29 protein-coding genes and 3 pseudogenes are annotated in these 20,803 nt (G+C 48.0%); 5 read left to right on the top strand and 27 right to left on the bottom strand.

The features are described from left to right. Window positions 1-340 precede the first annotated feature (340 nt). Both G519_RS0133625 and G519_RS51435 read right to left on the bottom strand, forming a co-directional pair. Complete coding sequence (locus tag G519_RS0133625) at window positions 341-1,351, bottom strand: hypothetical protein (protein WP_029198356.1); 1,011 nt, start codon at window positions 1,349-1,351, stop codon at window positions 341-343. A gap of 204 nt (window positions 1,352-1,555) precedes the next feature. Further along, entirely contained in the window at window positions 1,556-1,816 is a 261-nt protein-coding gene (locus G519_RS51435) for a hypothetical protein (protein WP_164826790.1), read from the bottom strand. On the opposite strand from G519_RS51435, the gene G519_RS0133620 reads away from it, so the two are divergent. Next, entirely contained in the window at window positions 1,798-1,986 is a 189-nt protein-coding gene (locus G519_RS0133620; RefSeq protein WP_029198355.1) for a hypothetical protein, read from the top strand. The genes G519_RS51435 and G519_RS0133620 overlap by 19 nt on opposite strands. A gap of 59 nt (window positions 1,987-2,045) precedes the next feature. On the opposite strand, the gene G519_RS52630 is transcribed toward G519_RS0133620, so the two are convergent. Together G519_RS52630 and G519_RS52625 are read right to left on the bottom strand one after the other, a co-directional pair. Next, on the bottom strand, window positions 2,046-2,288 hold the full coding sequence (locus tag G519_RS52630; protein WP_268614351.1) for an EAL domain-containing protein: 243 nt from the start codon (window positions 2,286-2,288) through the stop codon (window positions 2,046-2,048). Window positions 2,289-2,318: 30 nt separating this feature from the next. Next, a pseudogene (locus tag G519_RS52625) lies at window positions 2,319-2,903 on the bottom strand (SDR family NAD(P)-dependent oxidoreductase); the annotation flags it as partial. Here G519_RS52625 and G519_RS53925 point away from each other — a divergent pair. After that, a pseudogene (locus G519_RS53925) lies at window positions 2,898-3,023 on the top strand (L-dopachrome tautomerase-related protein); the annotation flags it as partial. The pseudogenes G519_RS52625 and G519_RS53925 sit on opposite strands and share 6 nt — an antisense overlap. 132 nt (window positions 3,024-3,155) lie before the next feature. On the opposite strand, the gene G519_RS0133610 reads toward G519_RS53925, so the two are convergent. Further along, window positions 3,156-4,280: an NADH-dependent flavin oxidoreductase gene (locus G519_RS0133610; RefSeq protein ID WP_029198354.1), complete on the bottom strand. Its 1,125-nt coding sequence runs from the start codon at window positions 4,278-4,280 to the stop codon at window positions 3,156-3,158. Between the two features lie 141 nt (window positions 4,281-4,421). Here G519_RS0133610 and G519_RS49500 point away from each other — a divergent pair, with 141 nt between their 5' ends. After that, window positions 4,422-4,718: a helix-turn-helix domain-containing protein gene (locus G519_RS49500; protein WP_084160469.1), complete on the top strand. Its 297-nt coding sequence runs from the start codon at window positions 4,422-4,424 to the stop codon at window positions 4,716-4,718. Window positions 4,719-4,984: 266 nt separating this feature from the next. On the opposite strand, the gene G519_RS0133600 is transcribed toward G519_RS49500, so the two are convergent. Next, the gene (locus G519_RS0133600; protein ID WP_029198352.1) at window positions 4,985-6,010 is read right to left on the bottom strand and encodes an LLM class flavin-dependent oxidoreductase; all 1,026 of its coding nucleotides are present in this window, start codon (window positions 6,008-6,010) and stop codon (window positions 4,985-4,987) included. 46 nt (window positions 6,011-6,056) lie between these two features. Here G519_RS0133600 and G519_RS51420 point away from each other — a divergent pair, with 46 nt between their 5' ends. After that, window positions 6,057-6,365, top strand: coding sequence for a hypothetical protein (locus G519_RS51420; RefSeq protein WP_029198351.1), 309 nt, complete (start codon window positions 6,057-6,059; stop codon window positions 6,363-6,365). Window positions 6,366-6,866: 501 nt separating this feature from the next. Here the strand turns inward: G519_RS51420 and G519_RS53785 are convergent. From G519_RS53785 to G519_RS0133535, 11 genes are all read right to left on the bottom strand, one after another. Then, entirely contained in the window at window positions 6,867-7,025 is a 159-nt protein-coding gene (locus G519_RS53785) for a LuxR C-terminal-related transcriptional regulator (protein ID WP_127528271.1), read from the bottom strand. Window positions 7,026-7,031: 6 nt separating this feature from the next. After that, window positions 7,032-7,298 (bottom strand): hypothetical protein, encoded by a 267-nt coding sequence (locus G519_RS0133585; protein ID WP_029198350.1) that lies wholly within the window; start codon window positions 7,296-7,298, stop codon window positions 7,032-7,034. Next, window positions 7,295-7,564, bottom strand: coding sequence for a hypothetical protein (locus G519_RS0133580; protein ID WP_029198349.1), 270 nt, complete (start codon window positions 7,562-7,564; stop codon window positions 7,295-7,297). Before G519_RS0133580 ends, G519_RS0133585 begins: the two co-directional genes overlap by 4 nt. Before the next feature lie 107 nt (window positions 7,565-7,671). Beyond that, window positions 7,672-7,917 carry a hypothetical protein gene (locus G519_RS0133570; protein ID WP_029198348.1) on the bottom strand — a complete coding sequence of 82 codons (246 nt, stop codon included), beginning with the start codon at window positions 7,915-7,917 and terminating at the stop codon, window positions 7,672-7,674. Further along, a complete protein-coding gene (locus tag G519_RS53780) occupies window positions 7,884-8,057 on the bottom strand; it encodes a hypothetical protein (RefSeq protein WP_174806685.1) in 174 nt (57 codons plus the stop codon). The genes G519_RS0133570 and G519_RS53780 overlap by 34 nt, the downstream gene beginning before the upstream one ends. Before the next feature lie 544 nt (window positions 8,058-8,601). Beyond that, complete coding sequence (locus tag G519_RS45850) at window positions 8,602-9,165, bottom strand: DUF7010 family protein (protein WP_051253924.1); 564 nt, start codon at window positions 9,163-9,165, stop codon at window positions 8,602-8,604. Between the two features lie 121 nt (window positions 9,166-9,286). After that, on the bottom strand, window positions 9,287-9,505 hold the full coding sequence (locus tag G519_RS52615) for a DUF2306 domain-containing protein (RefSeq protein WP_244280308.1): 219 nt from the start codon (window positions 9,503-9,505) through the stop codon (window positions 9,287-9,289). A gap of 254 nt (window positions 9,506-9,759) precedes the next feature. After that, complete coding sequence (locus G519_RS48140; protein WP_029198347.1) at window positions 9,760-9,993, bottom strand: GNAT family N-acetyltransferase; 234 nt, start codon at window positions 9,991-9,993, stop codon at window positions 9,760-9,762. A 112-nt stretch (window positions 9,994-10,105) separates the two neighbouring features. After that, window positions 10,106-10,285: a hypothetical protein gene (locus G519_RS0133545; protein ID WP_029198346.1), complete on the bottom strand. Its 180-nt coding sequence runs from the start codon at window positions 10,283-10,285 to the stop codon at window positions 10,106-10,108. Beyond that, window positions 10,282-10,944 carry a DUF2306 domain-containing protein gene (locus G519_RS0133540; protein WP_064743576.1) on the bottom strand — a complete coding sequence of 221 codons (663 nt, stop codon included), beginning with the start codon at window positions 10,942-10,944 and terminating at the stop codon, window positions 10,282-10,284. Before G519_RS0133540 ends, G519_RS0133545 begins: the two co-directional genes overlap by 4 nt. A 220-nt stretch (window positions 10,945-11,164) precedes the next feature. Continuing rightward, window positions 11,165-11,518, bottom strand: a complete 354-nt coding sequence (locus G519_RS0133535; RefSeq protein ID WP_161632979.1) for a response regulator transcription factor — start codon at window positions 11,516-11,518, stop codon at window positions 11,165-11,167. Between the two features lie 169 nt (window positions 11,519-11,687). On the opposite strand from G519_RS0133535, the gene G519_RS0133530 reads away from it, so the two are divergent. Next, window positions 11,688-12,134, top strand: coding sequence for a GlcG/HbpS family heme-binding protein (locus G519_RS0133530; protein WP_029198343.1), 447 nt, complete (start codon window positions 11,688-11,690; stop codon window positions 12,132-12,134). Between the two features lie 127 nt (window positions 12,135-12,261). On the opposite strand, the gene G519_RS0133525 is transcribed toward G519_RS0133530, so the two are convergent. The 10 genes and pseudogenes from G519_RS0133525 to G519_RS45825 form a co-directional block, all read right to left on the bottom strand. Further along, window positions 12,262-13,401: a zinc-dependent alcohol dehydrogenase gene (locus G519_RS0133525; protein WP_029198342.1), complete on the bottom strand. Its 1,140-nt coding sequence runs from the start codon at window positions 13,399-13,401 to the stop codon at window positions 12,262-12,264. Window positions 13,402-13,553: 152 nt separating this feature from the next. After that, entirely contained in the window at window positions 13,554-13,766 is a 213-nt protein-coding gene (locus G519_RS51150; protein WP_161632978.1) for an integrase core domain-containing protein, read from the bottom strand. 77 nt (window positions 13,767-13,843) lie between these two features. After that, window positions 13,844-14,422, bottom strand: a complete 579-nt coding sequence (locus tag G519_RS49475) for an IS3 family transposase (protein WP_084160465.1) — start codon at window positions 14,420-14,422, stop codon at window positions 13,844-13,846. Further along, window positions 14,368-14,622: a hypothetical protein gene (locus tag G519_RS50755; RefSeq protein ID WP_051253923.1), complete on the bottom strand. Its 255-nt coding sequence runs from the start codon at window positions 14,620-14,622 to the stop codon at window positions 14,368-14,370. The genes G519_RS49475 and G519_RS50755 overlap by 55 nt, the downstream gene beginning before the upstream one ends. Before the next feature lie 694 nt (window positions 14,623-15,316). Further along, window positions 15,317-16,420, bottom strand: coding sequence for a GerAB/ArcD/ProY family transporter (locus tag G519_RS0133505; protein ID WP_051253922.1), 1,104 nt, complete (start codon window positions 16,418-16,420; stop codon window positions 15,317-15,319). Window positions 16,421-16,459: 39 nt separating this feature from the next. Next, a complete protein-coding gene (locus tag G519_RS0133500; protein WP_029198340.1) occupies window positions 16,460-16,681 on the bottom strand; it encodes a hypothetical protein in 222 nt (73 codons plus the stop codon). 2 nt (window positions 16,682-16,683) lie between these two features. Beyond that, window positions 16,684-17,889 (bottom strand): Ger(x)C family spore germination protein, encoded by a 1,206-nt coding sequence (locus G519_RS0133495; RefSeq protein WP_036634795.1) that lies wholly within the window; start codon window positions 17,887-17,889, stop codon window positions 16,684-16,686. A gap of 29 nt (window positions 17,890-17,918) precedes the next feature. Then, complete coding sequence (locus G519_RS0133490; protein ID WP_029198338.1) at window positions 17,919-19,517, bottom strand: spore germination protein; 1,599 nt, start codon at window positions 19,515-19,517, stop codon at window positions 17,919-17,921. A gap of 323 nt (window positions 19,518-19,840) precedes the next feature. Further along, complete coding sequence (locus G519_RS45830; protein WP_244280307.1) at window positions 19,841-20,146, bottom strand: 23S rRNA (pseudouridine(1915)-N(3))-methyltransferase RlmH; 306 nt, start codon at window positions 20,144-20,146, stop codon at window positions 19,841-19,843. Window positions 20,147-20,493: 347 nt separating this feature from the next. Beyond that, window positions 20,494-20,803, bottom strand: a pseudogene (locus tag G519_RS45825) (hypothetical protein); the annotation flags it as partial.

Here is a 20,803-nt window from a genome sequence, read left to right as displayed (position 1 = left end):
TGAATACCTTAACTTCTCCAGTCGCATTCCTACAGATTCGCCTTCGACTACCAATAACCTTAAGTCCTTCGCCACAACAGGGGCAAGGCACGATTTCCACACACCTAACAAAAAACGCCGGTGACCTTCTCAACCAGCTCATAATTTGATACAATGACCATGTTATTTTTTGTGAGAGGATGTCTCCGGTGTACCTGCGCTAACAGGTACACGTTTTATGGAGGCGTCCTTTTCCTTTACTGTGATACGGTCATTATATTCGTCAATCCCTGGACAGGCAATTCCGTCAGCTTTTGGGCATTATGATTCAGCGGCAACAGCTGTCCTTTTGGTTTTACAATCAAATATTATTTTGTTTATCCATTAACTTATGACATTCAACTTGGAATTCATGAGGTTTATCTAAGAATAGATAAACCTGATCGACCATTTGTCGCTTTCCAAACAGACGGATAACAGTAATCTTACTTTTCAAACGAATAAGTACATTGGGTTCTATAACAAGGGGCGTAATTGATGTTTTCAAATCTTTTTTGGTTAATTTCTCAAACTTAATCATAGAGACAGACTCAATATTATCTATTTCAATATACGATAACATCTGAATGCCATACTGAATTCTTATCTCTTGTTTTGAAACTAAGATTGGATTTAAACTCATAGCTCGGTAATCAGCAATTAATAAGATAATGACATATATATTCCCTAATGAAAGTACCCATGCAACGGTATGTGACCATTGCATAAGGAGAATATGAATACACGCACCTTCAATTAAAAGTATCTTAGATAATATCAATATTGTTATAAGCCAGCTTGAATTTGTATGATAACTAAACAAAGTAGAACCAGTTCGTAAATACGGCTTTTTTCTCCAAGAGAATAACGCGTAGTAAAAGACAGATGCATCATGAACAAGTAAAGATGTTATTTTAGAATTACTGAATGTTGCTTCAAGACTTTTCCGAAGCGTTTCTATCGGGTGTGAACCAACTGTAATATTGTGTCTAAAACTAATTAGGATTTGATAGATTTTATAAATCTCATAACAAAGGAACATAAGTTCCATTGGGATGAGAATATATTTTACAACTTCAAGTCTTCCTTGACCTGTATTGGGTATGATCAACGATAAAGCTATATACCCTAAAAGAGCAAAAGGAAGAATCGATATGATTTTTTTGTTTAAGTTTCGATAAATAAGGAAGTATAGTAATAAGGGTATCACAACAACAAAATCTAACGAAACACCAATGGTCAGGAGTTGATCATTCTCTTTAAACAGTACAGAGTTAACAATAACAAGGTCGAATAGGATTATTAATAAGCTTACACCAATGAAATAACTCACGTTATTTTTATAAAACTTGAATATGGTTTAACACTCCTTTCAATACATATCTAAATCTAATATAGAGCAAATTGATAATTTTTCCAAATTTACTTTTACATGAAGTATATGATGTCTTGCAAGGTGAATTGCTTATCCGTTAAACCCAAACGTTGGGCAGGAGTTAGTTTTTTCTTATCCCACGAACGGAAAGGCAGACAAAAATTATAGAATGTTCGAAGGATTCTCGCGCAGCCGGGTGAATTGCGGTCTAAGCTCGAGCACATTGCGGTGATTAAATTTGCCCAAATCCACGTCGATTTCGAATCGATGATGCGGATCGCGCTTCCATTCTGAATGCGGAGCAACTGCAGGATGTTCGGCTGGAGGAGCAAAAGATTCATGTCGTTCTGGCAGATGCTTTTCAGTGTGCGATAGACGAGGGAAAATTGGCGGAGGGCAGTGCCATGCTGATGTCTCATGCATTTTCCGCGCTGCTGATGCTGGGTAGCAAGGATCCGGTCGCCGGGGGCATAGCGGATATCGCCGATTTGCCGCAGGCAATCGTAACGCTCTTCTGGAACGGCGTTTCCATACGCTATCCTCAAAAAGATGGGCAGACCGTAGAATTATTTCGGTGTTTGCTCATTTTTTAAGTTAATACTTAGCTCTTCCTAGTTGCTTGCATTGAAGATTTGTAAGTAACTCTGTGCTCTTAGATGTTAGGAGAAGGTCTGCCAAATAAATATCCTTGAAAAAGTTGATATCCGTTATGCTTCAACCATTCAAAGTCTACTCTTGTTTCGACTCCCTCTGCCAATGGAATCGATCCGATTTCTTGTGCTTTATGTAAAAATTCTAGGGCAATTCGTTGTTTCTTAGTATCGTAAGCTACTCCTTGCACATACTGAATATCCAATTTCATGTAATGAGGAGTAATGCCATCCAATAATTCCATCGTTGGATGAGGGATGAGCTGCTTTTTCCGTTCGCTCACCATACCGCGAAGCACGCCGCTCACTGGCTCGGCCGGGCGGCCGAGCAGCTTCTCGAAGTCGCCGCTCTCGATGTCCAGATTGCCTTCGCGGATCGCGCGCTGAATCGCCACCACAATCGGCACCACAGGCTCGGGCACGCCGGCGCCCGCCATGATGGAGGCGTACGTCTCGTCATCCACCTGCTGCACCGGAACATCGCGGCCCAGCACGCCGGCAAGTTCCGCGGCGAACTGCTCCTGCGTGAGCGGCTTGCCCGAGAGCTCGTAAACGGTGTTCTCATGACCGCTTCCGGCCAGCACAGCTGCGGCCGCGTGCGCATAATCGCAGCGCGCCGCCCATCCTACTTGGCCGGATCCGGCCGACGTCAGCCAGGACGCTCCGCCGAGCACCGCCTGAACGGTGCCGATCTCGTTCTCGGTGTACCAGTTATTGCGCAGGAACGAGTACGGAATGCCGCTGTCGCGGATTGCCGCTTCCGTCGCCCGGTGAACTTCGGCGAGGAAGATGGTGCTGTCGTCCGCGCGGCCGATGCTGGTATAGGCGATGAAGCCGACGTTCGCGCGCTTCGCACCATTATCTTCAACAACAAACGGCTGCACGAGATGTTCGGGGGTAAAAGCGACTGGACAAATCCCTACAACCTGATCATCTGGAAGGCGTATGTGGGCCCCGGCGTGAAATCGTACCTGTATGCCGGGGCGCGAGGCAGGCCGCCTCGAATTCGCCGGCAGGCACGGGTCTGCCGAAGAAATGCCCCAGCACTTCATCGCACTTGTTCCGCTTCAGGAAGGCGACCTGCTCTTCCGTCTCGACGTCTTCCCCGGGTTTCAGTCCACCACCGGGAACCAGCCCGGCGCGCCCATGATGCCCTGCCAGAGCGGATCCGGGATGACCAGCCGGCGCTGGTCCTGCTTGCTGAGCGTCGTCGCGATCTCGGCCTCCCGGCCTTCCGCGACCTTAGCGACCCAATCGGGCTCCATGATCAGCTCGCGGCCGAGGGCAACCAGCGCCGCGCCCGTCAGCAGCGCCTCCAGCGCTTCCTCGGGTGTATGTACAGAGCCGACGCCGATGACGGGCGTTCGTCCGCCGGCCGTATCCACAATCCATTGCAGCCGCGACTTGCTGTCGTCCGCCCCGACCCGCGGTTTGGACCGGAAGTCCATGAGCGACACATGGAGGTAGTCCAGCTCCTGGCCCGCGAGCACGTCGACCAGCTTCAACGTGTCGTCCATCGTGATGCCGTTCTCCTCCGGTTCTTCCGGCGAGAAGCGGTATCCGACGGCAAACGGCCGTTTGGCATGCTCGGCGACGACCCGTTTCACCTCCTCCACCACCGCGAGCGGAAACGTCAGCCGTTTCGCCAAATCCCCGCCCCAGCGGTCGTCGCGGCGGTTCGTATGCGGCGAGAAAAACTGCTGCAGCAGGTATCCGTTCGCGCCGTGAATCTCTACCCCGTCGAAGCCCGCCTCAATCGCCCGCCGCGCCGTCTCCCCGAAGTCGCGCACGATGGCTTCGATCTCGTCATCCTGGAGCGGCCTTGGCCTGACATTCCCGTTCTGTTCCGACGGCACGTCGCTCGCGCTCACGATATCCCCGTCCGGCACCAACTCCGGCGGGCATAGGCGCCCGCCGTGGAAAATCTGCAGCAGCGCCACGGCGCCTTTTTCCTTGATCGCGGACGCAAGACGCCGCAGGCTTGGGATCATGTCGTCGGTGTCGGCGCCGAACTCGCCGGCGAACCCTTTGCCGTTGCGGGTGACATAGGTGCATGCGGTCACGACCATGCCGGCGCCGCCGGCGCGACGGATGTAATAGTCGACCTCGGTGGCCGACACCGTGCCGTCCTCATTCGACGACCAGTTCGTCATCGGGGCCATGACGATTCGATTGTCCAGCCGGATGCCGCTTCGCAGCGTAAAGTCTTCAAATAATGGCTTATATTTAGGGTTCATGCGCATGTCCTCCCTTTGGATAATTAGACCTCAACTAGTTTGTTCAACAACGGGAAAAGTATGCGAAGATGGAGAAACACGATTAAAATGAGATCAGAATACGGTACGCCGTGACCAATCGGGTACGGAAAGTGAGCGCGCATGAGCTGCAGCGAATATGTTTGCAGCATCAATAAAGTGATCGATCACATCCATTCACACTTGGACACCGAATTGCGCCTGCAGGTTCTTGCAGCGGTGGCGGGCTTTTCTCCCTATCATTTTCATCGGATCTTTAAAGGCATCATGGGCGAGAATCTTTATGATTTCATTCAGCGGATACGTGTCGAAAAGGCCGCGTACATGCTCTTGTACCGGACGGACCTGTCCGTGACGGAGATCGCCCTGCATTGCGAACACTATGTCATTGAGTATTGCCTGCCCGTGACCTTGAGGTAACACCGTCTGTCGTTGCTCCGATTCCTGCCGCCGACGGTTCGCCGTGAACCTACTCGGCGGCGGACCGCCTTCCGCCTGACATCGGCGCCCGCATGAAGAAGAGATCTTGACGCAAAGCTGCGCAAAAAACCACTCCGGGTATGGTATAGAGTGGTTTTTTGCGCGATGGGCTCAGGATTGCCGATGATCCGAGGATAGATCCAGCCAATCGATTTCTCGCGGCTCAGCTTGATCCGGCCGTGGCACATTCATTTATCGTACGCGGCTTACGATTTGAACAGATTCGTAACAATCTCATACGAATGCAGGCGAGCCTTATGGTCGAACACCTGGGCAATGACCATCAGTTCGTCCGCCTGGGTGTCGTCCAGGAACGATTGGAGCTTATCTTTCACCGTTCCCGGACTGCCGAAGATGGAAGACCCGAGCTGCTGATGGACCGCCCGCTGCTCGTACTCGGTCCATAGACCATCCATACTTCTGACCGGCGGCTGCAGCGGAACTTCTTCGCCCCGTATTAGATTCAGGAATTGCTGCTGAAGCGTCGTTCCCAGCCGGTTTGCCTCCTCATCCGTGTCGGCGGCGACAACATTCACGCCGACCATCGCGTAAGGCTTCTCCAGCGCCTTCGAAGGCTTGAAGGAACGGCGGTACAACTCCAGCGCCGGCACGGTATTGGCAGGCGAAAAATGACTAGCGTAGGCAAACGGAAGACCGAGCTTACCGGCCAATTGGGCGCTGAACCCGCTGGAGCCGAGCAGCCAGACAGGAATCGATAACCCTTCGCCGGGAATCGCCTTGACGGGCATGGGTCCTGATGCCAGCGAAGGATCGAAATACGCCCGCAGCTCATCCAGCTGCTCCGGGAAATCCTCGGTGTCATTCCGGCCGCCGCGGCGCAGCGCCCGGGCGGTACGCTGATCGGTACCCGGCGCCCGTCCAAGTCCGAGATCGATGCGTCCCGGATACAGGGATTCAAGCGTTCCGAATTGCTCCGCGATCACGAGCGGCGAATGATTCGGAAGCATGATCCCGCCTGAACCCACTCGAATCGTTGACGTACCTGCGGCGACGTGCGAGATCACGACGGAAGTGGCTGAGCTCGCGATAAAAGGCATATTGTGGTGCTCCGCAAGCCAATACCGGTGGTATCCCCACATCTCGGCATGCCGGGCAAGATCCAGCGTGTTCCGGAACGATTCGGCGGGACTGCCGCCGGCGACGATCGGAGACAGGTCAAGCACCGAAAAAGGGATATCGGTCAGTTGTTTGGTTGTTTGATCAGCAGTCATTCGTATATCCTCATTTCCTTTTTCGTTAGGGTTCCTTCACTGTAGTATGTCCATTGACCGTGCCGTCACCGCCTGCGAAAAAAAAAAGTCAGGGAACGTCCCCGACGGCTCTGCAAGATTGGTGAAAAATGTAGGTTACTTGTTGCGGATGAGATGCACGAAAAGCCCGGCCTTCCGGGCTAGGCTCCTTCCGTATTCCTCCGACAAATCAGCGCCAAAACAAGCAATCACACCTGAGTTTGAGAAGACTTATAAAGAATGGAAGGCAGAACGGATTACAGCAACAGAAGCCATACAACGGCTTGATATGAAGCCTAATACTTTCTATCGTCGTGTCAAAGAGTATGAAAAGTAAAACTACGTCCATCTATCGCAATCTATCGAGAAAATGTTGTCTTTACTCGTTTATACTCATGATTGCCAATACTATCTTCCAAATGTTCATTTTCATTTTCATTTCCAAGCTATCCCTTTGACGATAAACACCTTAATATTGCTCGGTTTTCAGCTACATATCTTTATCGTATCGTAAAAAATAACATCAGTCGGTCGATACAGAGTATGAACTCAATAAATCAACCATAAAAGAGGTTTCTTTTGAGCAGGTTCACCAAGTCCTAACAGGTTTCTCAACCGTCATAACGAAAGTTGAGCCAGTGAAACAGAAGGACTTGCTTCACTCCATAATAAACAAGATCACCATAAACGTTGGTGACAATCCCGACCAGAGAAGCGTCAAGGACATTGAACTGTACTTTGACGCTTCAATTAACGATGACTTTGTGCTTACTTATGGTAGGTTTACCGTATCATCAATACGGTGAAATTTAGCGCACTGTCAGAGAGGGTTTTCTGCTCATTCCTTCCTCATCAACTTCCTTAAAAACTCCGCCCTGTTTTTAACATGAGCTTTTTCGTATACTCTGCTCAAATGTTTCTTCACGGTGATCTCCGTGATACGGAGGCGCGAGGCAATTTCGGCATTGGTGGAGCAGACCAGGAGCATATTCGCCACTTCCCGTTACCATTCGGTCAATTCGAACATCCCCTCCGACAACTTGGGGTCAAGTAAAATGGCGGACGCTGTGATCATATTTTTAATATAGGAATGAAGCTTGTCGCCTCGAACATCCAGCATGAGGGTTTTGCTTGGCAGATCCGGTCCATAATCCCAATGAAGCGCTTCCGGCACTTCAGTAAACCCTAGACCTCGATTCACCTCAAGATAAAATTCGATCGGCGAAGAGATGACGAAGATCCCTCCCTGAAGCAAAAGACTTATGATCAATCGGAAAAAGTTCTGCCGCGATGCAGCGCTCGGGTCTCCCCACAAGTCAATGTGATAAAAAAACAAGCCTGCGGGAGATTCCGTTGCAGCTGTGCGGGAGACAAGGAACGGAAAAAGCTCCTGGATACCGGATATTTCTGCAAGATCTGAAGCGATTCTTGATGAATCGGGATGAAGATCAAAAGCGCCCCCGCTTCCCCTTTGTCGTTGATCAGGAGACGGATGACATCCTGCCCAAGCTCTAAGAACAGGCTAGAGTTAATCATTTACGGATGTATTGTTCCAATTCCCCGATGGAATCCTCCCGAATTGTTTTAAAGTAATACTTTTGCGAATCATTTTCATCCAAAAAAGTGGCTCTTATCGTGCTGTCTCACAGCAAATAAAGCAAATCGGAAAGGTAAAGCGCTCTCTCCTCCGTGGAGCCGCTTCCCTCGAAATGACGGTACAAATAAGACATGCTGCGTTCTAGAAAACGCTGGTATTCCTGAGGCTTCCGAAGTCTGAAATCTTGAAGCATCGCCTTTCTCAAGCCGTCGTGGATAAACCAGCCCCTGCGGCTTCGGATGATGAAAGACAATGCCGTCAAGCGATCGAAATCGGAGGCGTGCACTTGCATTCGAAGGACAGATCTCCCTCCACGACAATATGCCCTTGATCCATAATCATGATATCGTCGCTTATTTCCTCCGCATCATGCAGAACATGCGTGGAGAAGAGAACCGTTGTTTCCTGCTTCATTTCTCTTAGAAGCTCCATGACTTCCCGGCGCCCCTGCGGATCAAGCGCAGACACCGGCTCATCAAGATTAGTAGCTTAGGACGATGAATGATTGCTTGTGCCAATCCGAGTCGCTACTTCATCCCCCCGGAATACCCTCCGATTTTGCGTTTCACCGCAGCCTTCAGACCTACGCGCACCAGCAGTTCATCTGCTCGGCTTACAGCTTCTTTCGGCGACATTCGATGCGATTGCGACGATACTTACCATTGTGAATAGAATTTCAATGGCCGCCCAACCTTGACCAACCGATATCGCCCAAGATGATGCAGCGGATGTAATTGCAATTAGAATAAGACGTGTGCTTTCCTCCAATACCCCAGAGCTCGCGACGATAATATTTTTAGCCTTCTACTGGGGCATTTTCATGACAATCGCACTAATTGGCCACCGCAAAAATAGCGCAATAAACTAACCGAGTGCCCCTAACCCGAAGGCCCTCCATTCCATTTCATAGCCCGCAGCCCAAAAACCAAGCCAAACAAGAAGCGGAACCACAATAAACTCATTGTTCTTATTTCCTTCATTGGTTTAAACCCTTTAGAATTGATAAATCGTTGCTACATTCTTTTCTAAGGCCAAATGCAGAAACCAAATAAATTGCAGCTATGCAGAACGGAGTCGATAAAAAGGTTTCTTTCAGAAAACCAAGTCCGATAACTGTTGCAACCACTACGGTAGCTAGGCTGAGCAATAAATACGTTTTGCTATTGTACACCCAGACATAAGGAAGAAAGTGTGCTCCATTGAGTACCCCTAACACAAATGGGATCCAGGCAGGTTCGTGAAAATACAATGTAATGATTATTGGAGCAAATAAAATTTGCATGCTGCCGATCGTGGCGGCTAGGTTGCCTAGCGGATTACCTTTTGCAATAATATCGATCTTCATGATCTTTGCAATCAAGATCCCGATTGGAAACACGAGTCCTACACCAAAAATATACACCCATAGAACCATTGATTGCGGAAAAAGACTGCCGCACACACCCGCTAATATCCAAAATAAGATTCCGCTTATGATTAATGGGATCCCTCTTTTTGTTGATAAAGCCAAATTCTTTTTCGCATCTTGTACACTATTCATTCTAAACCTCCACAGCTTGTAATTTTGACTTTGTTATTCTCTTACGTATAACAAGTTCAATTCTAAGAAGATTAATCACCCAGCATAACCAAGCCGAGATTTTATAGGCAGGCTCGAATTCCTATAGTATCATTAGTGGCACTTGATATAATCTTAAGGTTACTGCTGCAAAAGTAATCGCATAACTACGCAGCATCCAATTTCGATGTGCTTGAATGTCCTTTTTCATAACCTTAGCAACAGTCATATACGTAGCATACATCCAGATCAAATCCATCGTAAAGAATCCTGTCCGAGCCACCCATCCACCACTAGCAAACATTGATAGATAAATGTTGATTAAACCACTTATAAAAATGCATGCGACATATATCTTTCCGAAGCTTCTATGAATATTCTTAGAGGTTTATTCCTTTGCTTACGAAAAATTTGACAGGGGCCGATTAACAAAGCCACGGATCCTGTAGCAATGTGGGCATATAAGAAATATACCCATGGCGTTACATGGAAGTCTGGACTTTTAAGCTTATATTGAACTAATCCTGCTAGCTTCGGATCATAGAATCCATATTGAATAACTGCATAAGCAACGATTTAGAATGCAATAAGAAAATAATAGATATCTTTGCTTTTCGCATAATCATTGAACACCTCGTCATTTGTTTTTTTGTGTAATTGCTTGCCTAATCCTCTGCCTTGATATTCGGGGTATACAGCCAACCTATGAATACACGCGGGCCTCCCTTCCCTATCTTTCCATTCTAATGCTGTATATTTCGAGCTTTGCTTCGTATCGAGGACCACAACGGCTACAACTTGATCATCCATTTTTAGTCGGATATCCAGACGTAAAGCACCCAAGGGACGATTCCGTTAAGAAGCAGCGTGAAGATGATATATTGACGTTTCGACATGTATAGGAGTCCTTTCATTCGAAGGTTTACTTTCTTGCGATTATCACGACGGCAATTATTACTGCGATGTATACGATGAAATAAGGCTGCTTGATCTCCGTGAAGGACGCCACGACCACATAAACCATATAAGTGCAGGATCCGAGCAGGAGAAGCGCTGCGATCAGGCCTAGTCTTTCGAAGCCGAAGCCCTTCGAACCCTTCAATTTCCGATGGCCTTTTGTCCCATGAGCGCAGTAGTACGGCTGGCTTTCCTACGTATCACCCATTCGATAAGAAGCAAATTAGGCACCCATGCCAACCACGCCGCGATGGGATAGGCAGATTCGAATTCATACGGAATCATGAGCAGCGGCAGCCAAATTCGCAAAGTCACACCGGAAAATGTTAGCGCATAGCTGCGCAGCATCCATTGCTGATGGGCCAGGATCTGCTTGCTGCGGATCCGGTTAACAGCGGTCAAAGTCGTTGCCATCCATATACCGTCCAGCAAGAAAAATCCGGTTTGCGTAATCCATCCTCCTGATGCAAAAAGAGACAGATAAATATTAACAATACCACTCACAAGAATGCAGCTTACATATATTTTGCCTAGCCATCGGTGCAGTGGTGACCTTCCGTTCTTGGGTTTGCGAAGCATTTGAAACAGTCCCACACCAAGAGCTATACCCCCGGTTATAATATGGGCATACAGTACATAAATCCATGGCGAGTAGTGAAAATCCGGGTTGGATAGTTTCTCTACTACAAGTCCCGCTTGCTTGGCGCCAACAATTCCGTACTGTACACAAATGTAGCCGAGAATGATTGCTGAAACCAAAAAGATCATTAGTGCTTTACCTAGAATTTTTACAACAGTATGCATAACCGTATCCTCCCCATTCTTCGAACGTGAGTCTCATGATTTCACGACTTAAGCATAAAAAAGATGATCCCGCGTATCTAGGGTGGAAAGTACATAACCTTCGGGTATACTTTCTGATATGCCTCGATTGGGCGTGGGGCAAACTATCTTCGCATAAAAGAAGCGCTACATGCCTGCAGGGCATGTAGCGCTTCTGAGATTTTGTTGCTTTAAACAGGAGTTACAGCAAGCCTTGCACTTTATTTACAGCTTGGGTGCGAATATCCACGTTTAGTTTGGAAGAAATGATGGACACATAATTTTTAATGGTACTCTCTGAGAAGTGCATCCGCTGAGCAATTTCTTTATACTTCAACCCATCCGAGAGATATCGGACAATTTCCATTTCTTTCACGTTGAGGCCATAAAGCGGACTGCTGCCCTCCCGCCGTTCTTCCTTCGTAGAACTTCGAAGAGTCGGACTTCTATGGTCGGTGTCGGCCAGCAGCTTAGCGGTTTCCATAGAGATCAAAGAACCGCCGCTGTTCACAATCCGAATGTTATGGGGGTCGGCGTTCTCCTGTATTGTCTCCACAAACCGTTCCTTTCCGTCATAACACAATTGAGAGCAAGAAAAGAAGCGGAATTTTACCCGCTCCATTCATGGATGTACAAATGCCTATGATGACGGGATCGAATGCATACCTAAAGCGTATGATTCATACATATCATGTATCGAATCAGTCGAGAGGGAGAGGACGCAGATGTTGAAAATTACTCTGGAAGTCGCCAAAGTGTTGATTCACGCAGCGGAACTCCGGGCAAGGGATCTCGGGATCGCGGAAGTGATCGCCATCGTAGACGATGGCGGGAATTTCGTTGCTTCTCATCGGATGGACCATGCCTGGCTGGCCAGTGTCGACATCGCCCATAATAAGGCATGGACGGCGGTCGCGCTAAAAATGCCCACGGCGAGCCTTGCTCCGTTGGCGGTCCCGAGCGGGGAGCTGTACGGGATCAATACGACCAACCACGGACGCGTGGTCGTGTTCGGAGGGGGGATTCCGTTGTCGTTCGAAGGGAGAATCGTCGGGGCGGTCGGCGCAAGCGGCAGTACGGTCGCAAACGACATTGAGGTTGCGAAAGCGGCGGTGCGGGCTTTCGAAACCTATCCGAAGGCGCGGATCGGGTCTTCCGGGAGCTTGCTGTAAACCTGGCGGTTTTAGCCCTATAACGAAACTGGGTCCCGCCAATATTGACGAAAAATCGGCTAAACACATGGGGCTGTCCCTCAGGGTACAACACCCCGTGGCACAGCCCCTCTTCTCATGCCATCATTTAAGGCTTCAGGACGAATTTAATGCATTCGTCCGCATGGTTGTAAAAGGTGTTGTACGCGTTATGCGCCTGATCGAGCGGCACTTTATGCGTGATGATCTCCGTCGGATCGAACTCGCCTGCCATAATTTTTTGATACAGCATCGGCATGTAATGAATCACGGGCGCCTGTCCCATGGTCAGCTTCACGTTTCGTTCCCAAATGTTTCCGAACATGAACTGGTTGTATTTAGAACCGTATACCCCTGTAATCTGAATCGTGCCGAATTTCCGCACCGCATTCATCGCGATGTTGATCGGGCTGAGCGTTCCGCCAACCAGCTTGGCTTTCTGCTCTTCCTCCTCCAATGGCGTCTTCTTGCCGTCCATTCCGACGCAATCGATGACGACATCCGCACCCCCGCTTGTTATTTCTTTTATATGCAGCCCCATGTCTTTGAAATCTTCAAAGTTGAAGATTTCGACGTTATTCATTTTTTTGGCATGGTTCAGCCGGTACGGGAGATTGTCGATCGCGATGACCCGTTTGGCCCCCTTCATCCAGGCGAATTTTTGCGCCATCAAGCCAACGGGGCCGCAGCCGAGCACCACCACCGTATCCCCCTGCTTCACGCCGCCGTTGTCCACGCTCCAATAGGCCGTCGGCAGCACGTCGGACAAGAACAGGAGCTTCTCATCCTCCAATTCGCATGACTCCGGAATAACGAACGGCATGAAATTGCCGTACGGCACGTAAAGCATTTCGGCTTGTCCGCCCCAATAATTCCCGTAACGTTCGGTAAACCCAAAGTAAGCTCCCGTATCTACTTGGGGATTGGGGTTGGAGTTGTCGCATTGGCTCTCCATTTCATGCTGGCAGTAATGACAGCTGCCGCACGAGATATTGAACGGGAGCACGACCCGGTCCCCTTTTTTGACCTTTGTCACCTCAGGGCCCACTTCTTCGACGATGCCCATCGGTTCATGTCCGACCACGTATCCGGTTTGGGCTTGAATCGCCCCCTGGTATATATGGAGATCGGAACCGCATATGGCGGTCGAGGTAATCCTGACGATAATCCCGTCTTTTTTCTGAATCGTCGGATCCGCTACCTGCGTCACTTGCATGTTCTTCATGCCATTGAAAGTTACAGCCTTCATAATCGCCTCCTGTTATGACATGCCTTGAATTTGCATGCATGCTTCTATTATGGGATTGGAGAGTGAGGATCATACTTTCGATGTAAGGTATTTTCGACAGCCGCGGAGTGGACTCCCCCCGATCTCCTTGACACATAGTTAAGACCAAAGAATCACCTAGATTGTAGTTCGTACTCCAGAGGCGTTTTATAACCGAGAGCGGAGTGCATGCGTTTGGTGTTATAAAACATTTCGATATATTCAAGAATAGCACGTTTCGCTTCCCCTGCGGTCGAAAACCCTCCTTGATTCATTAGTTCGCGTTTTAATGTTTTATAAAAAGATTCCATGACTGCATTGTCATAAGGATTTCCCCGTCTGGACATGCTGATGATCGCTCCATAGCTTCTGACAATGGCTTGAAACCGCCTGATTGTATATTGGGAACCTCGATCGGTATGAATCATAAGACCGACCGGGGGTGCTCCTTGTCTATGGCCTGTTTGAACGCGTCGATTACTAACTGATCGGTCATCCGGGCTTGCATGGCCCAGCCTACAACTTTTCTTGAAAATACATCGATCCATGTCGCCAAATACAGAAAACCACCGGTCTGCAAAGGGATGTAGGTAATGTCGACGACCCCTAAGACGTGTTTGACCTTGGTGTCAAAAACCCGTTTGACCAAGTTTTCAGCAACTCCTTCGGAGGAAGGCTTGCGGGAGGTCACTTTCTTTTTTCGCCAGGGAAGAGCCGCTACTCCAATTTGTTGCATGTGCCGTGCCACTCGGTTTTTACTCGTGAACTTACCTCGGCGGCAAAGTTCCAACGCGATCCGCGGACTGCCATAACGCCCTTTGAACTCGGTGTAAATCTTGCGGATATCGTCGATAAGCATTTCGCTATCGATGGCGCGGTTGCTTTTACGACGCTTTAGCCAGTCGTAGTAGCCCTGCCGGATTACCTTAAGGAGACTGCAGAGCAGCTTTACGGTGTACTTCTTGGTGTGTTTCCGGATGAAGGTGTATTTGACTTCTCCCACCGCTTCGAGTATTCCTGAATTTTTTTCAGGATTTCATTTTCCAATTCCAGCTCTTCCAGACGCTTTTGCAGGCGCTGAATCTCCAACTCCGTGTTAGGAACAGAAACACCATTGCCTATAAAGGCTTTGTCACCATGCTGCTCATATTCGTATACCCATCGACTCAGCATGGTAGGGATGATTCCCAGCGATTTCGCCACACTTTCTTCGTTTCAAAACAAACAACCCCTTTACACAAGAGTATGGCTTGGGCTTAATCTTGTGTAATGAGGTTTGTGGGAAGTCCAGATGCTGGTCTTGTGCTCTATTAAATTAAGAGATATGTCCACTGTTCATTACTACATTTTTCTACAAAAATGTTCAACTTCCTTTTCATGCTCTAATAAAATAAAAACTCAAGCAAGATTCTCTTGAGTTTCGTAATATTTGTTTTATGGTAAATGCGGCTCTCAAAAATGCTACATCCTCACGGGCAACACACAGCACTCCACATGTGTGGATTTTGTAACTTAGGCCCCCTCCCGCAGAGTGAGCATTCCAGCATCTACTTTCAATTCAACTTTCCGCTTTACCACTATTTGTGATACGGTTCTCCTTACACGCTATAACGGCTAAATTTTCAGACAAAACAAAGCGCTTGCCATTAAATACAGTTTGGTAAGTGAACTAATCCTTTCTATTAAAATAGAACAGCACTAACCATGATCCTTTATACATGCTTTTTAACCGATGCATCGTCGTCTTTTAATGAAGTCCACCGTCTTCACTGGAGGAGTTATTTCACTTCCCGGCGCAGCAAAAAATCGTGCACGTGCAGATCCTCTTCGGATTCGATGGAATTGATTGGATAGCTGGCACACAGCGTTCGAAAAGATTCGAAATCAACAACGGGCATCAACCCTCTTCTTCTTTAAGTGGCTTTCTAACGGAGGCCACGATCCAGGTTATAAGAGGAAGTACAAACATAAAGGTTAAAGCATAAGCCGACCAAACCCGGCGAATGAAATCCATCGCATAAACAATATTTGTATAAGCCGGCAAGACCATGGCAATAGTCAGCATGCCAAGCGGTACCGTTAGAAAATTATACGATTTGAATTGAAAAACCTGACTTGTCCCGAGCGCCGTTGCAAAGAAGGTCAAAATTAATTTAAACGTAATGGTAATGAGCCATAAGGCTCCAATAATCACCTCTACCCGTTCAAAAATTCTTCCGACACTGATTTTTTTGGCGAGCGTAAAGCTGGGATAGAGGTTGGATGCCGTTAAGTTTGGTCCCAATACCAGAATACACAGCAATACCATGATGACAAGCATGACCCCGGCTATTAGAGTTCCGACGTAAAAGGCGGAAGCGGTCTTTTTCGAAACCTTCACGAAGGGATAAATCATCATAAGAATAACGTATTCCTGCAGGCTTAAAAAGGGCAGGGCCGCTTTCAAGACCGGAAGGAATCCGTTCTCCAGCACGGGCTGTATTCTTACTGTTTCTATTTTGGGAGCCAGCATCAAAACGAGCATAACATACAATATTACCACCCAAGGGAAAAAGATTTCCGCTCCCCTTGCCATCACTTCCGGCCCTTTACGAGTCGCCATAATCACTACAACCATCAAACAAGCCATAATAAAAACAATAGGGGTTTCCGGCATGACTTCCGTCGTTAAGAAATACCCGATATCTCCAAGCATCAGGACGCTGAGCAGAAAGAAAAATAAAGTATACAACAAGGATACGGCCTTCCCCAACCACTTTCCAAAAATCAATTCGTTCATCTCGAGCACCGTTTTTTGGGGAAAGCGATTGGATAGTCTTATATATATGGCAATCGGCAATAGACCCGCGACGATCCCAATGACAGACGAGATCCAGGCATCCTGCTTGGCATCGGCGGCCAAGGGAGAAGGAGCGATCAGGATGGATGTGCCGACGCCGAAAAAAATGGCCAGGATCGTAAACTGATGAACGTCAATGATACGATTTTCCTTTTCCTTCACGATCAATGAACCCCTTCCGCTTATGACTGCTATCCCGTATTACCCCGTCACCAAACCGAGTCGTTCATAAATTGCCGAAATAAGCTCAAGAGGATTCGGAACACGGATGTGCAGCGTCTGCATGATAAAAATGGTCAATGAAACGGTTAGCAAAAAGCCAAATACCGTCATTTCTTTATACTGCTTTCCTTTCCGCAGCGCGGGCAGCTCCAAAAGAATCAGAAAGACGATAGCGACGATGGATGCTATTACTGTCCACATGGCTACTTCCTTACCTTCGATTTGACCGATTGGTTGGTCGTTCCGACTCGGCGAATATCAACGGCAACGGTTGCATGAACCGTCAGATCGGTAAAGATGGAATCCCAATTTTGTTTCGACTTCTTCCAATAGTCGGGGGAAGATCGGTGAACGGCTTCGCCGAAACCGAGGACATCGGTCTTAAAATGGGTTTGCGTCGTTCGTACAGCTTCCATGATACGTTCCTTTATATTCCGTTCGGTCATCTGTTCGATTTGCTGAATGGAGGAGGGATCCAACATGTCGATATCGCATGCGACGTTCCCGACATTGCCCTCGGCATGCAAATCGATATCGATTTGCGGCCTTCCTTCGCTTGTCAATGCTCCTCTGACTTTGGTCTTTGTTCGAATGAGCTCCACCTCCATTACGCCTCCCGGGCATTTGTTGACGATCACGGTGCTTTTGACCTTTCCTTGTATATAGTTATAGCCCTTGCTTTCGTTTTCGTTCAACCATCCGATTAACTTGTCGCTTTTAAATACCGCCAAACCGTTATACTGCAAAAGAGCGGGCACGGCGGAAGATTTGAGATTATCCGCTGTCTTCCCCTCATTTGGGGAGCCTATCATAAGAAGACCGGTTAAAACGGGATTTTTTCCCTCGCTTTGCAGGTCGTCGATCACCCTATCCAGCGTAATTTTGCCCGTTGCCGCCCACGACTTTTCCGCCATCTCCAAAGAGGAATACAATTTATTTGCCGGTATTTTTTCTTGTGGGGTCAGGATCTCCAAAACTTGTTCGGCCCTTGCTTTCTTTGCCACGACAATAAAGAAATCGGTCCTCATTTCATGATCCCTGGAAAGTATATCAATCGAATCGGCAATGCCTCTCCGGGCCAGTTCTTCTCCGATTACTACCATGCGCAGGTGGGACAAATAAACTTTTCTGTTCAGCTTAGTCGTCATTCTTCGAAGGGCTTCGAAAACGGAATGCCCTTGAGACTGAAACGTAGATACCGGGGTGCCGGTTCCTCCCCCCGATTTCTTGGAAGCGATCTCTCCGGGATTGACCAGTTGGACGGAAACCGTATATTGATTATCCTTCGACACATCAAGTCCCATCGCCACCGCTATGGACAACTCGTTAAGTTCCCTGCGGTTCCAGCAACCAGTCAGAAGCAGAATCAATTGGCTAAGCAGCAGCCATTTCCAAACTGTTTTGCACACGGACGCTCCTCCCTCCTTAGGAATGGGAACTAACTTTCCCCGGATGGATCTTGCTTTGTGCGACCGGTGTCAGATCCGATCCGGATGTAATTCCGATTTTTTGTATAACTGGGTCTTGAGACCATAGCCCACCGGGGTACCCGGAGGATAGCATCCTTTTGATCGGCCAAATGGAACGGCGCGAATGTGCTCATATAGGGAATGCCAAAGGAACGAAGACTGCACATGTGAAATACGGTCACAAACAAACCTAACAAAATCCCGTATATGCCAAGGGAAGCGGCCAACATCATCATACAGAAACGGAGAAGGCGGAGGGAAATCGCAACACTGTACGATGGGATAACGAAATTGGCTATCGCCGTCAATGAGACGATAATGACCATCGCCGGAGAAACAAGTCCGGCTTCCACAGCCGCCTGTCCGATCACGAGCGTACCCACGATGGATACGGCCTGACCCATCGTTTTGGGCATCCTAACCCCCGCTTCCCGCAAGATTTCAAAGACGAGCTCCATCAAGACGGCCTCCACGAAGGCCGGAAACGGGACTCCCTCCCGGGCATCGGCCAAACTTATCAATAATTGGGGAGGAAGGATCTCTTGATGGAACGTGATAATCGCCACATAAAGCGCGGGTGCCAGAAGCGTGATGCCAAGGCTGCAATATCGGATGATCCGAATGAACGTGGCGAAATCGGCCCGCTGGTAATAGTCTTCCGAAGCCTGTAAAAATTCAGCGAATATCGCCGGCACAACGAGCACAACCGGGGTTCCATCCACCAAAATGGCGACCCGGCCTTCCAACAATTCGGCCCCGATCACATCGGGCCTCTCCGAGTTATAAACCGTCGGAAAGAAGGTGAAGGTCTTGTCCTGGATCAATTCCTCGATATATCCGCTCTCTAAAATACTGTCAATGTCAATCGACTTCAACCGATTGCGCACTTCATCGACCACTACCGAGCTGGCGATGCCCTTGATGTACATAAATGCGACATCCGTTTGCGTGACTCTCCCGATCTGAAGGGTTTCCATCCATAAATTGGGATCCTTGATCTTTCGGCGTAGAAGCGCTGTGTTGGTACGCAGCACTTCCGTAAAGCCCTCTCGCGGTCCTCTCACCACAGGCTCGGTACTGGGCTCCTCAATACTGCGACCCTTCCATTGCCGCGAACTGGCAACAACGCCGTATTCTATTCCATCAAAAAGAATAACGGTATCTCCGGAGAGCATCGCTTGCAAAAGCGCGCTCATGTCAACTACCTTCTTGACCGATCCTACGGGAATCAACAGACGTTGAATAAAATCTTCAGCATTTAATACCGGCCAATGGACCTCTTGCTTCGCTTGTTCATGTAGAATCATGGATAAAGGCTCCAGGATCGATTTCATGTCGGAAATGCCTTCGATATAAAAGATGGCTGCATTTTGCGTACCGTTTTCACCCATTTTAAATCGTCTCATGATCAGATCCGTGCTGTTTCCCAGCCGCTGTATGATCCAATCAATATTGGCCGTTAAACAAGTGTCTACCGTAACCTTGCTAGCCATATCCTCATTTTTCCGGGATTCCTGCTCGGGGGAATGGGATAGCTTATGTTTCATCCATTTCTGAAATACGCTCATTTTGCAAAGTGCCCCCCAACAAATAAACGTTAACGAAAACTGTTAGCATCGTTAGGGTTTACAATTTTCCAGAAAAATAACCAAAATGGGATGTGGTGGAAATGAGGTATGCGCATGACCCTCTGTGGGCATGAGTGTTCGTGAACTACAGCAATCCACAAGGGTTACCTGGTTGATCAGCCTATCATGCTCACCTTTCCATTTAAAATCTTTGGATCCTAGATCCGCATAAAACATTTGTCGAACATTATCCTCTCGCTAGCTTAATGCTTACCGGCATTCTAATGTTTATCGGTCTGGATTCGGCAGATAGGCATTAGTATTCAGCTTTGCGGCAGCTCGCTCGACAACTCCAGTAAGCCGCAGATCACGAAGGCCAGCTGATTGCTCTCCTTCATACGCATCTGCTGCTCCTCACCAGGCCTCATGCTCTCCGGTGCCTTATCGTCCGGCACCTCTATCATCTGCACCTTGGCATACGGCCCAATGCGCTTCACATACTCCGCGATCCGGTCCACGAGATAGCACTCCTTCAATTTCCCTACGGTTAATATCTTGTATACACATATCCGACAATCTCCCCTCATTTGCTCCATTGGATAAAATACAATCAACTCAGGCTCATTCACCTTATTTGCCCGCTTTCATTGGAGTTAATCCAACAGAATGCTCCAAAACCAGCTCTTCTGAGCTGTTTCCTCATATTCTACTGTATAAATCCAATGAAACTAACCCCAACCGCCGATGTCATGAGACATCATTGGATATAATCCAATCAAATATCCTTCAAGTTCATGTATTTCGACCTTTCTCCCAATTTCAATAAATAAGGGGTAAGCTTCGCTTACCCCAAAGCATATAAATTCTGCCCTGAAAATTAAAAAGTAACTCTGAGCACTTTATCACGCTAGAACATCGTACCCTTGAGTTTCGTTTTTTAAAAAGTAGCTTTAAGCGGTTTTTAGGCAATAGGAAACTAAGCCCCCGGATAAGTGCTTTTAAAACGAATGTACGTTCCTGTTTTATGCGGATTGTTCTTGGATCTTACAGTAAGCCCCAAGGATTCTAACCTCTTAATCGAACTACTGATCAAGATCTCACGTTTTCGTTGATCGAAATAGCCAAAACCGAGTTCCACATATTCTTGTCTTCGCGTTAACAAGATATGAACAATCGTTAAAATGGTATGCCCTACGGCTACCGCTGCTCTATTCTTTCCACGACGTGCTGCAATGCGATGGTACTGTGCTGCCAAGTACGAATTCTTTTGGCGTGCTACCGATCGT

This window comes from Paenibacillus alginolyticus DSM 5050 = NBRC 15375, assembly GCF_000422905.1.
Classification (GTDB): Bacteria; Bacillota; Bacilli; order Paenibacillales; family NBRC-103111; genus Paenibacillus_E; species Paenibacillus_E alginolyticus.
This window is presented reverse-complemented; position numbering and strand designations above follow the sequence as displayed.

Bases quoted from the DNA above. Each gene is read 5' to 3' on its own strand.
- G519_RS0133620 (WP_029198355.1), top strand. From the start codon at position 1,798: ATGCTGATGTCTCATGCATTTTCCGCGCTGCTGATGCTGGGTAGCAAG.
- G519_RS51435 (WP_164826790.1), bottom strand. From the start codon at position 1,816: ATGCATGAGACATCAGCATGGCACTGCCCTCCGCCAATTTTCCCTCGT.
- G519_RS52630 (WP_268614351.1), bottom strand. From the start codon at position 2,288: ATGGAATTATTGGATGGCATTACTCCTCATTACATGAAATTGGATATT.
- G519_RS0133610 (WP_029198354.1), bottom strand. From the start codon at position 4,280: ATGAACCCTAAATATAAGCCATTATTTGAAGACTTTACGCTGCGAAGC.
- G519_RS49500 (WP_084160469.1), top strand. From the start codon at position 4,422: ATGAGCTGCAGCGAATATGTTTGCAGCATCAATAAAGTGATCGATCAC.
- G519_RS0133600 (WP_029198352.1), bottom strand. From the start codon at position 6,010: ATGACTGCTGATCAAACAACCAAACAACTGACCGATATCCCTTTTTCG.
- G519_RS51420 (WP_029198351.1), top strand. From the start codon at position 6,057: ATGTCCATTGACCGTGCCGTCACCGCCTGCGAAAAAAAAAAGTCAGGG.
- G519_RS0133580 (WP_029198349.1), bottom strand. From the start codon at position 7,564: ATGATTAACTCTAGCCTGTTCTTAGAGCTTGGGCAGGATGTCATCCGT.
- G519_RS0133570 (WP_029198348.1), bottom strand. From the start codon at position 7,917: ATGCAAGTGCACGCCTCCGATTTCGATCGCTTGACGGCATTGTCTTTC.
- G519_RS53780 (WP_174806685.1), bottom strand. From the start codon at position 8,057: ATGGAGCTTCTAAGAGAAATGAAGCAGGAAACAACGGTTCTCTTCTCC.
- G519_RS45850 (WP_051253924.1), bottom strand. From the start codon at position 9,165: ATGAATAGTGTACAAGATGCGAAAAAGAATTTGGCTTTATCAACAAAA.
- G519_RS48140 (WP_029198347.1), bottom strand. From the start codon at position 9,993: ATGGATGATCAAGTTGTAGCCGTTGTGGTCCTCGATACGAAGCAAAGC.
- G519_RS0133540 (WP_064743576.1), bottom strand. From the start codon at position 10,944: ATGCATACTGTTGTAAAAATTCTAGGTAAAGCACTAATGATCTTTTTG.
- G519_RS0133530 (WP_029198343.1), top strand. From the start codon at position 11,688: ATGTTGAAAATTACTCTGGAAGTCGCCAAAGTGTTGATTCACGCAGCG.
- G519_RS0133525 (WP_029198342.1), bottom strand. From the start codon at position 13,401: ATGAAGGCTGTAACTTTCAATGGCATGAAGAACATGCAAGTGACGCAG.
- G519_RS51150 (WP_161632978.1), bottom strand. From the start codon at position 13,766: ATGTCCAGACGGGGAAATCCTTATGACAATGCAGTCATGGAATCTTTT.
- G519_RS0133500 (WP_029198340.1), bottom strand. From the start codon at position 16,681: ATGTGGACAGTAATAGCATCCATCGTCGCTATCGTCTTTCTGATTCTT.
- G519_RS0133490 (WP_029198338.1), bottom strand. From the start codon at position 19,517: ATGAGCGTATTTCAGAAATGGATGAAACATAAGCTATCCCATTCCCCC.